The 9,327-nt window shown below is 40.0% G+C and carries 9 protein-coding genes; 4 read left to right on the forward strand and 5 right to left on the reverse strand.

What is annotated here, in order from left to right; translation table 11 throughout:
• Positions 1-21 precede the first annotated feature (21 nt).
• Positions 22-921 carry a LysR substrate-binding domain-containing protein gene (locus C3420_RS09770; RefSeq protein WP_103800356.1) on the forward strand — a complete coding sequence of 300 codons (900 nt, stop codon included), beginning with the start codon at positions 22-24 and terminating at the stop codon, positions 919-921.
• A gap of 361 nt (positions 922-1,282) precedes the next feature.
• On the opposite strand, the gene map is transcribed toward C3420_RS09770, so the two are convergent.
• The gene (map, locus tag C3420_RS09775) at positions 1,283-2,077 is read right to left on the reverse strand and encodes a type I methionyl aminopeptidase (RefSeq protein WP_103800355.1); all 795 of its coding nucleotides are present in this window, start codon (positions 2,075-2,077) and stop codon (positions 1,283-1,285) included.
• 349 nt (positions 2,078-2,426) lie between these two features.
• Here map and brnQ point away from each other — a divergent pair, with 349 nt between their 5' ends.
• Both brnQ and C3420_RS09785 read left to right on the forward strand, forming a co-directional pair.
• Positions 2,427-3,713 carry a branched-chain amino acid transport system II carrier protein gene (gene brnQ / locus C3420_RS09780; protein ID WP_005222381.1) on the forward strand — a complete coding sequence of 429 codons (1,287 nt, stop codon included), beginning with the start codon at positions 2,427-2,429 and terminating at the stop codon, positions 3,711-3,713.
• A gap of 585 nt (positions 3,714-4,298) precedes the next feature.
• Positions 4,299-4,514, forward strand: a complete 216-nt coding sequence (locus C3420_RS09785) for a hypothetical protein (protein ID WP_004893017.1) — start codon at positions 4,299-4,301, stop codon at positions 4,512-4,514.
• A gap of 109 nt (positions 4,515-4,623) precedes the next feature.
• On the opposite strand, the gene C3420_RS09790 is transcribed toward C3420_RS09785, so the two are convergent.
• Positions 4,624-5,082 (reverse strand): hypothetical protein, encoded by a 459-nt coding sequence (locus tag C3420_RS09790; protein WP_103800354.1) that lies wholly within the window; start codon positions 5,080-5,082, stop codon positions 4,624-4,626.
• 116 nt (positions 5,083-5,198) lie between these two features.
• Here C3420_RS09790 and C3420_RS09795 point away from each other — a divergent pair, with 116 nt between their 5' ends.
• Complete coding sequence (locus tag C3420_RS09795; protein ID WP_103800353.1) at positions 5,199-6,068, forward strand: alpha/beta fold hydrolase; 870 nt, start codon at positions 5,199-5,201, stop codon at positions 6,066-6,068.
• A 28-nt stretch (positions 6,069-6,096) separates the two neighbouring features.
• On the opposite strand, the gene C3420_RS09800 is transcribed toward C3420_RS09795, so the two are convergent.
• From C3420_RS09800 to C3420_RS09810, 3 genes are all read right to left on the reverse strand, one after another.
• Positions 6,097-7,080 carry a sensor domain-containing diguanylate cyclase gene (locus C3420_RS09800; protein WP_228152956.1) on the reverse strand — a complete coding sequence of 328 codons (984 nt, stop codon included), beginning with the start codon at positions 7,078-7,080 and terminating at the stop codon, positions 6,097-6,099.
• A 475-nt stretch (positions 7,081-7,555) separates the two neighbouring features.
• Positions 7,556-8,779, reverse strand: a complete 1,224-nt coding sequence (gltS, locus tag C3420_RS09805) for a sodium/glutamate symporter (protein ID WP_103800352.1) — start codon at positions 8,777-8,779, stop codon at positions 7,556-7,558.
• A 124-nt stretch (positions 8,780-8,903) separates the two neighbouring features.
• Positions 8,904-9,098, reverse strand: a complete 195-nt coding sequence (locus C3420_RS09810; RefSeq protein WP_228152957.1) for a hypothetical protein — start codon at positions 9,096-9,098, stop codon at positions 8,904-8,906.
• Between the last annotated feature and the right edge of the window lie 229 nt (positions 9,099-9,327).

The raw sequence follows: 9,327 nt of genomic DNA on the forward strand, positions 1-9,327 counted from the left end.
TTGCGTATATGGAATGAACTCATGCTGACGGATCTAGATGACTTTTATTGTTTTGCTCAAGTCGTAGAACATGGTGGCTTTAGTGCAGCAGAACGCGCCACTGACATTCCTAAATCCAAACTCAGTCGCCGGGTTTATAATCTGGAAGAACGTCTTGGTGTTCGGCTAATTCAACGCAGCTCACGTCATTTTGCCGTAACCGATATCGGTATGAATATTTACCGTCATGCCCAGGTTATGCTCAGTGCCGCCCAAGCCGCCCATGATCTGGTCGATCATCTCAGTACTGAACCACGCGGCATTATTAAAATCAGCCTGCCAGTATCCATTGCACAAAACGAAATCGCGCGCATTCTCCCTGCATTCCTGAAACAATATCCTGAAATCAAAATTCAGATGATGGTCACGAATCGTCGTGTGGATATCATCAATGAAGGTTTTGATATTGCCCTACGCGTCCGTTCCAGTCTGGATGATGATCCAAATTTGGTAATCCGTCAGTTTGACCAGATCGAACAGCATCTATTTGCCAGTCAGGGCTATCTGAATGAATTTGGTCATCTAAAAAATCCGGAAGAATTGTCCGAGCATAAAATCCTGAGCATGGCGGATGAACATACTGAACAGTTTTTGATATTACACAATAATATGCAACAACAGAAAAAGATCCGCGTTATGCCAACAGTACTGGGCTCCGATCTGAGTATGCTGGCACAACTTGCTGCTTCAGGGTGTGGTATTACCCTGTTACCTGATAACGTCGTGCAGCAATATGTCGAACGTGGTGAACTGGTACGTGTACTTCCGGCATGGAAAGCAGCACATGGTATTTTCCATATGGTTTATCCATCACGTCGTGGCTTGTTACCTGCTGTTCGGGTCTTTATCGATTATCTGGTTGAACACCTGCATCACAACTAATATGAATTTGTACTTATTAATAAATAGGTAAAAAAAAGCTCATCTACGGAGGATGAGCTAGTCAGAGTCACTACAGCATTAAGGGGTAACAATATTTACTCTGTAAATCAAAAAATATATCGCTTAGATCGTTCTCTTGGCTTTTAATCAGTTAATTATACGAGCAAGAATAAATAAAAGAGATTGATACAGCTTATCTATCTAACTCATATAAATATAGAGAATGAATCTCATTTGCACCACTGCAATTCGTAGTATTTTGTATTGTTTTGAAAACGTATGTGTATGCTCATTTACAATTAAAAAAAAACACTGATTTTTTAAAAATCAGTGTTTTCATAATCAGAGATTTATCTTTTATTTAAATTGCAGGATAAGAGCCCGTGCCTTCTAGCCATGGAGATAACAATTCAAAGCCATTGTCAGTCACATAAACCATATGCTCCCACTGCGCAGATAACGATTTATCTGCAGTCACCACTGTCCAGCCATCTTTAAGTTCTTTAACACGCGCTTTACCCAGATTCACCATTGGCTCAATAGTGAATACCATGCCTTTTTTTAGCACCAGACCCTGACCCGGTTGACCATAGTGCAGAATGTTTGGCTGTTCATGATAAACCTTACCGATACCATGACCACAGTATTCACGTACGATACTATAACCTTCACGATGTGCCACAGACTGGATGGCATAACCGATATCACCCAAGGTTGCACCCGGTTTAACCGCATGAATACCGGCGACCATTGCTTCATAAGTGGTTTCAACCAGTTTTTTTGCTTCAGCCGAAGGCGTACCAACATAGTACATGCGGCTCGTGTCACCGAAGTAGCCATCTTTAATAATGGCAACATCAATATTTATGATATCGCCGTCTTTTAATACGGTAGTTGCTGATGGAATGCCATGACACACCACTTCATTAGGTGAAATGCAGGTAGTCTTGGTATAACCGTAATACCCCACATTCGCCGGAATAACTTGGAGTTTATTCACAATAAAATCATTACAGATGTCATCCAGATATTCTGTCGTGACACCCGGCTTCACATGCTCTCCGATCATTGCTAAAACCTCAGCAGCCAGACGGCCCGATATACGAAGTTTTTCGATATCCTGTTCAGTTTTAAGACTTATCGTCGAAGCTCTCATGTGTTCATCCTCTTGGTCAATCCTTGAATTATAGACCCTTTTTCTGAAAGATGCGGTGAATTCCTTCAATAACAGCGATCAGAAAATGTATATTTAAAATATGTATTGCTTATAGATTAAACAAATAAAACTATTCAGGATTTTTTAGAAATATTGATAATTTATGATGATTTTTACAATTTATAAATTTATTTGATTGAATTCATAAATTTATTTTCACCAAAGTTCTACCTATCAGTTAAACAGAAAATTACTCAAGGAAATTCATCGAAGCTCAAACCAAAATGTGCTCCAAAAATCAGCATATTTCCTTTAAAATCGCTTTCTTTTGTTCGTTTATTCTCCCTCTATGACAAGTCTCCGTACTCGGGATATTGTTGCCTTAGGTTTTATGACCTTCGCACTGTTCATCGGTGCCGGCAACATTATCTTTCCACCGATTGTGGCTCAACAAGCCGGTGAGCATGTATGGTTAGCTGCTCTAGGTTTCCTAGTTACTGCAGTTGGCCTGCCTGTTATCACCATCGTGGCATTGTCTCGTGTTGAAGGTTCAATCCAGATCTTAAGTTCACCTTTAGGTAAAGCTGCAAGTCTTTTACTGACCGTAGTTTGTTATCTCACTGTTGGACCTTTATTCGCAACGCCACGTACTGCAACCGTTTCCTATGAAATTGGTTTCTCCTCTTATTTTGGCAATGAGCCAAGCAATCTGTTGATCTATAGCGTGATCTATTTTGCTGTGGTGACACTGGTTTCACTGTATCCAAATAAAATTCTGGATACTGTGGGTTACTTCCTGTCTCCATTGAAAATTATCGCCTTGGTCATTTTAGGTGTGGCTGCAGTTCTTATTCCTGCGAGTAACCCACCTGCTGCGATTGGTAATTATGTTTCTAGCCCGGTCACTGAGGGCATCGTCAATGGTTATCTGACCATGGATACTTTGGGTGCCTTGGTCTTTGGTATCGTGATTGTGCGTGCAATTACTTCTCGTGGGGTCACTGACCGTAAGCTGATTACCAAATATGCGGTAAATGCTGCCATTATTTCCGGGATCGGCCTAACCTTGGTTTACCTCAGCCTGTTTAAATTGGGTCTGGGTAGTCATGAAGTTGCCCCAAATGCTGCCAATGGTGCGATTATTCTGCATGCTTATGTACAACATGCCTTTGGTGATATGGGTGCCTATTTCCTTGCAATCATGATCTTTGTTGCCTGCATGGTAACTGCGATCGGGCTGACCTGTGCATGTGCTGAATATTTCTCATCGATTACCCGTTTACCGTACAAAGCCTTTGTATTTGTTCTGGTTGGCTTCTCGCTGGTGATTTCAAACCTTGGTTTGACCAAACTGATTGCCGTTTCTGTGCCTGTACTGAGCGCGATTTATCCGCCTGCAATTGCAGTGATCCTGCTGAGCTTCTGTGGACATTTCTTTAAAAAGCCTGCTCAAGTTGTTGCACCAACCACACTGGTTGCATTTATTTTCGGTATATTTGATGGTCTTAAAGTTGCCGGTTTTGATTTACCTGCTGCACTTCAGAATTTGCCGCTTTCTGAGCAAAACATGGCATGGCTTATCCCAGCCCTGATTGTTCTCGTGATTTCAGCTGTGATTGACCGTATCAGAAATTAATCTTTCTGCGCAGTGTCAATAAATCGTCTTTTTACCCAGAATACGATTTAAGCGCGATCAATAATTGTCAGGTTTTACCCAAACGGACATTTATTGGTTCAATTCACTGCATGATTATCGCTAAGCAAGCGCTCAGTTAAAAGTAGATAAAATTTAGCTGATACACAATTTAACCATTCGTTTAGCTAAACTAACTTAATCATTTCCAAAATTATTCAATTTCATTTACTTATATCAATATTCTAACAAATTTTATAATTCTTCAGCATCCCGCATACACGTGCTTACATTCTCTGCCAAGTAAACTACATATTGTGGCGTAAAATTTGCATTTTCCTGCTTGTACCATTTAAATTTTATCACCCAGCACTACCTTAAACCCTAATTTAAGCATTTAAATGGTTCAGGTAAATTGCTGTACTTTGACAATTTTTATAGCTCTACGACTAAAGTTGCTGTATTTCACCAGAACAGTCATCCGGAGCTATTGAAAAGTTCTGGTATTCGAAGTACAACTGTATGTTCAATTCTGATCAATCCACTCAGTTTTGGACATCAATAACACTAAAAATAGGAGGGATGGAGATGTTATCAGTACATTTCAAAAAGCAAGTCTTCATTGACGCTCTTAAAGCCAATTCTAACCTTGTGGTGTTTCTAAGCACCACCTTTGCGCTGATGTTGACTTTAATCGTTCACTGCGTAATTCAAGGCAATTTAAAGCCAGAGTATTTAGCGTATGCGCTGATCGTCTCGGCTGCATTTTACCTATGGGTGGTCATTGACCAGAAATATCGCTAATCAACCTTGATGTTGAACCACATGGATGACTTCGCCACTCATCCATGTGGTAGAAGAAAAAGAAAAGTCCAATTCAAGTATTTCTCCTTCCAATCAGAATAAAAATAATCTAAAACAGCCCGTGTGCTGCGCCCCAAAGTAAAATTCCTGTTCCACCCAGCTCTGCCACAATTAACCCGATCATCGCCAAAGTCATCAATATGCCCGGTAACTGAACCTTGCCCAATTGATGCGGTTTTTTGAATTGGTTGGTGGTGTCTTTTAGCATGCCATGCAGAATATAAGCCCCAATTGAGAAGCTGAAAAAAGCCAGATTCAATACTATACAGATCAGATTTATAGTCTCTGAAAATTGAGAATAATAAGCCAATACCGCAAGAATTAGTGCTGCTGGTGCATACAGCAAGCTGCTACGATGGGCAATATCGACATAATAATGTGCCCGTGACTGGGCTGAATTGCGGATCTGCAGATATTTCCACACTCCTGTCAACATCCCTCCCCATAAGAAAATTCCACTAAATAAAATTGCCAGTTTAACTGCCAGACTAAGCTCGATTAGCTGCATATCCTAATTCCATTATGTTCATTATTTTGACTTTTTAGTCATGTTTTAAAACCGCTCCTACCCGGAACTGGTGTAGATTAATTCTTGATAATGATCCCAAAAATATAGTGTAGCGCATGTCCGAATTTGAAACATTGACCATTAAGTGCAAGGATGGCTATCCATTGACAGCACGTTTTTACGCCACCAATGCAGCTAGCCGAAAAGCTTTACCTATATTAATCTGCCCTGCGACCGGAATTACAGCACAGTTCTATCACAGTTTTAATGTGTGGCTGCAGGCACAAGGTTATGATGTATTGTGTTTTGACTTTCGTGGTATTGGTCAGTCCTTGAATGGTCCTTTAAAAAAATCTAAAGCCAGCATTGTGCAATGGGGACAGTTAGATATTCCCGCTGCGATTGATGCTTTGAGAGATAAAACCAAAGCTGAACAAGTCATTCTGGTTGGTCATAGTGCTGGTGGGCAGTTACTCGGGATCGTACCGAACTATGACAAAGTAGCCAAAGTTATAGCTGTATCTGGCTCAACCGGTCATGTGAAAGGCTTAAAAGGTCGAACCAAACTACTCGCTCCTGTGATGTTTGATGTAATTTTTCCACTGTCACGTTTTACACTGGGTTATGGCCCGACCAGCAAGATTGGTATGGGGGAAAACCTGCCTAAAGATGTGGCTAAACAATGGGCACAGTTCTGTAGCAAGCCGGGTTATGTGATCAATGCGATTGGTAAAAAAATTTCGCCATCACATGATTATCATGACCAGATCACCTGCCCTGTGACTGCAATCTGGTCATCGGATGATGAAATTGCCACTGAAGCCAATGTAAAAGATTTATTGCGTTTATACTCGAACGCAAAAACCCAGATGATTGAGCTCAAACCTAAAAGTTATGCACATAAGGCCATTGGTCATATGTTGATGTTTAAACGTAGCCATCAGAATTTATGGCCTGTGATTGAACAGGAAATGGCTTCAATCTAATACTTTTTCAACTTGTTGATTTATACCATCAGGCCTGTAACCCGACCTGATGGTTTTTATTTATGCCCTGTTGCTTACGTTGGTGTTTTTGCGCATACATGCGTAAATCGGCACACTCTAATAATGTCTCAATTTCTACACCATCTTCAGGATAAACTGCCAGTCCGATACTTAAACCAATCTGTAAGCTCATTTCTTCAAAATTAAAAACTGCATCACAGGCTTGAGAAATATCTTGCATCGTTAATAGTGCCTGATTTCGGTCAGTATTCATGTCTAAAATAAGTGCAAACTCATCCCCACCCAGCCGAGCTATGACAACCTCATCGTCTAGTATTGCTTTTAGTCGTGTTGCAATTTCTTTTAATGCTGCATCTCCTACTCGATGCCCATACTGATCATTAATCGATTTCAGTCTATCCATATCCAGCATACAAACGTTTAGTGATTGCTGTTGCTGTTCCGCCAAGCTCATGCGTTGCCGTAGACAATCTAAAAATAATGCCCGATTGGCAAGTCCGGTTAGGCTGTCTTGAGTTGCCATTTTATATAATACTTGTGCATCAAATTTGGTGGCATGATACATCGCTGCGGCAAATGTTTCGGACATCAAGTTTAATAATTTTAAATCACGAAGTTTAAATGCTGCAACTTGATCAGAATAGATTTTAAGTACACCGACCACTTCATTGGCATGAATTAAAGGCACGACTGCCATAGAGCGTAGGCCGACTCGATGACAGGCTTGACGATCTACCCGTGGATCATTTTCACAATATAAAATACGGTTTTCTGCGATACATAAGCCGGACAAGCTATTCTCTCTTGCAAGGCGTAAACCCAATAAATGTGCTGCCCCGCCCGACACTGCGCGATAGACCATATCTTCGCCTTCATCCAATTCCACCACAGCACCTTGAGCACCAGTAATCTGTTGAATTTTATCTGCAATCAGTGTCATGACTGCATTCAGATCATGGTCTAGTTTTATAATTTCTGTTTGGGTATGAATGACGGATAAAAGCTGTTCTTACGTTGGCATCAATGCGCTTTAAGATTGAAAAATAGCCGCTATTCTAAGAACTCGGTCAGGCTTTTTATAGCAAACTTTTGATGTTATTGTTTAATTTAAAAGCAATTCTTTTTATTTAAATTTTAGAAATATGATCTCTCTCAACCTTTTGATTGAAATTGATACGGCTCAGTATCCGAACCTTTGCTGGCAGAGAATGTAAAAAGCATTTTCAATATTAAGCTAAAGTATTTAAATTGAATTTTATAGTTTGAACAAACTTAAATTAAAATGATGTTCCTACATTGAATCATTTTAAACAGTTGATGTTTCATTATCTTTTACTGGAGATTTATGTTTTAATGCTTACAGTATGAGATGAGCCTCTTACAGTATGTGCCTTAGATGTGCATACGACTAGCCCCTAACCATGGGGCTTTTTCATGTCTGTATGATTTTGAAGTCGTATTAAAATTTAACCGAAAAATGCAATGATACTCTGAATCACCACAGCATTCACAATATCAATAAAAAATGCACCACACAGCGGCACGATTAAAAAGGCTTTATGTGATGGACCATAGCTATTGGTTACTGCCTGAATATTTGCAATTGCGGTCGGTGTTGCCCCCATACCAAAACCACACTGCCCTGCCACCAATACCGCTGCATCGTAATTTTTCCCCATGATTCTAAAGGTCACAATTGCAGTAAATAGGATCAATACTGCTGTCTGCACCAATAAAATCGTAATAAGCGGGCCTGCCAGATCGGCCAACAACCAGAGTTGTAGTGACAGTAAAGCCATAGATAAATATAAGGATAATGAGGCATTCCCAAATACATCAATGGCGCGATCAAAGATATCGACTTTTAGCACATGCTCCAGGATGTTACGTACAATCACCCCTGTCCCTAAAGCCCAAACAAAGGTTGGCAGTTCAAACCACCTCCCCTGACTGATTTCTGTCATCTGATTGGCAACAAAAATACATAGGGCGAACATCCCCAAAGTTGATACCGCATTACTGGCTGTAATGAGTCGGGTCTTCTTTGGATATTCAAAGGGTGCCGTGTTAATGTTAGCATCGAGTTGCTGTTCATTGGTTTCCTGCGCCACTGTTTCAGCCAGTTGATTACGTTTAATCAGGTATTTGGCAACCGGACCACCCACAAGTCCGCCAATAATCAAACCAAAAGTAGCACTTGCCATACCGAGGACAATCGCCCCCTGAATGCCATGTTGAGTTTCCAGAACTTCACCCCAAGCACCGGCAGTACCATGTCCACCCGTTAAAGTAATCGAGCCGACAATTAGTCCGATTAATGGATCAAGTCCTGGTGCTGTCGCTAAACTCATACCAACCGCATTTTGTACGACTACAAATAGAATGACACAGACCAGAAAGATCAAGAGTGATTTTCCGCCTTCTTTGAGCTTTAAAAAGTCTGCACTTAAACCAACGGAGGTGAAGAACATCAGCATCAGGATGGTTTGAATCTCTGAATTAAATGTGGCACTGATATTAAAAAATTTATAGAGAATAAAAGCTGTAATCGCTGCGACTAAACCGCCGATCACGGGTTCAGGTAAATTATAATTTCTAAAGAAGCCAATTTTACTAACCAGATACCGCCCAATAAAAAGAAAAAATACTGCAATCACCAAGGTGCCAAAGGCATCGATCTCATAATTCATAACATTCCCTATTGGCTTTATTTTTATACAGTTTTAGGAAAACAGTATGAAAAATCAATTTTAGAAATGTTATGCAAGTTACTGTTTCTAGTAATTGTTTAATTTATAACCTGAATGGATTCAATTAATGCGGTGCAATATCATAGACCCAGTTGCGCGCTTGCTGGTCTGTGATACTTTCACAGACATAATAATCGTGATCCCAAGCATCTTGATGGAAGATTTCTTTTTTATGGTAAGTCACCTGTTTACCATTTTCGACACAGATAAAACTGTCGCCTTGGTCTTTCACTTGGGTTGCGTTTAGGAAGCCACCGATACAGAGAAAGCGGGATTATTTGGGCATGTATCTACATCAATAATTGAAGATATTAATATTATAATTTAATTCTTAACATGATAAACGTTTAAAAGAGAATCATTTGGCACTTCCATTTTTATATAAACCCCATTCTTTAAGAAGCCTATTAATGTATTTTTACCTCCGCCCCTAAAAAGAATATCAACATTATTAATTCTAGTATAATTTATTTTATTTCCCCCCATAC

It is taken from the genome of Acinetobacter sp. ACNIH3 (assembly GCF_002918965.1).
GTDB lineage: Bacteria > Pseudomonadota > Gammaproteobacteria > Pseudomonadales > Moraxellaceae > Acinetobacter > Acinetobacter schindleri.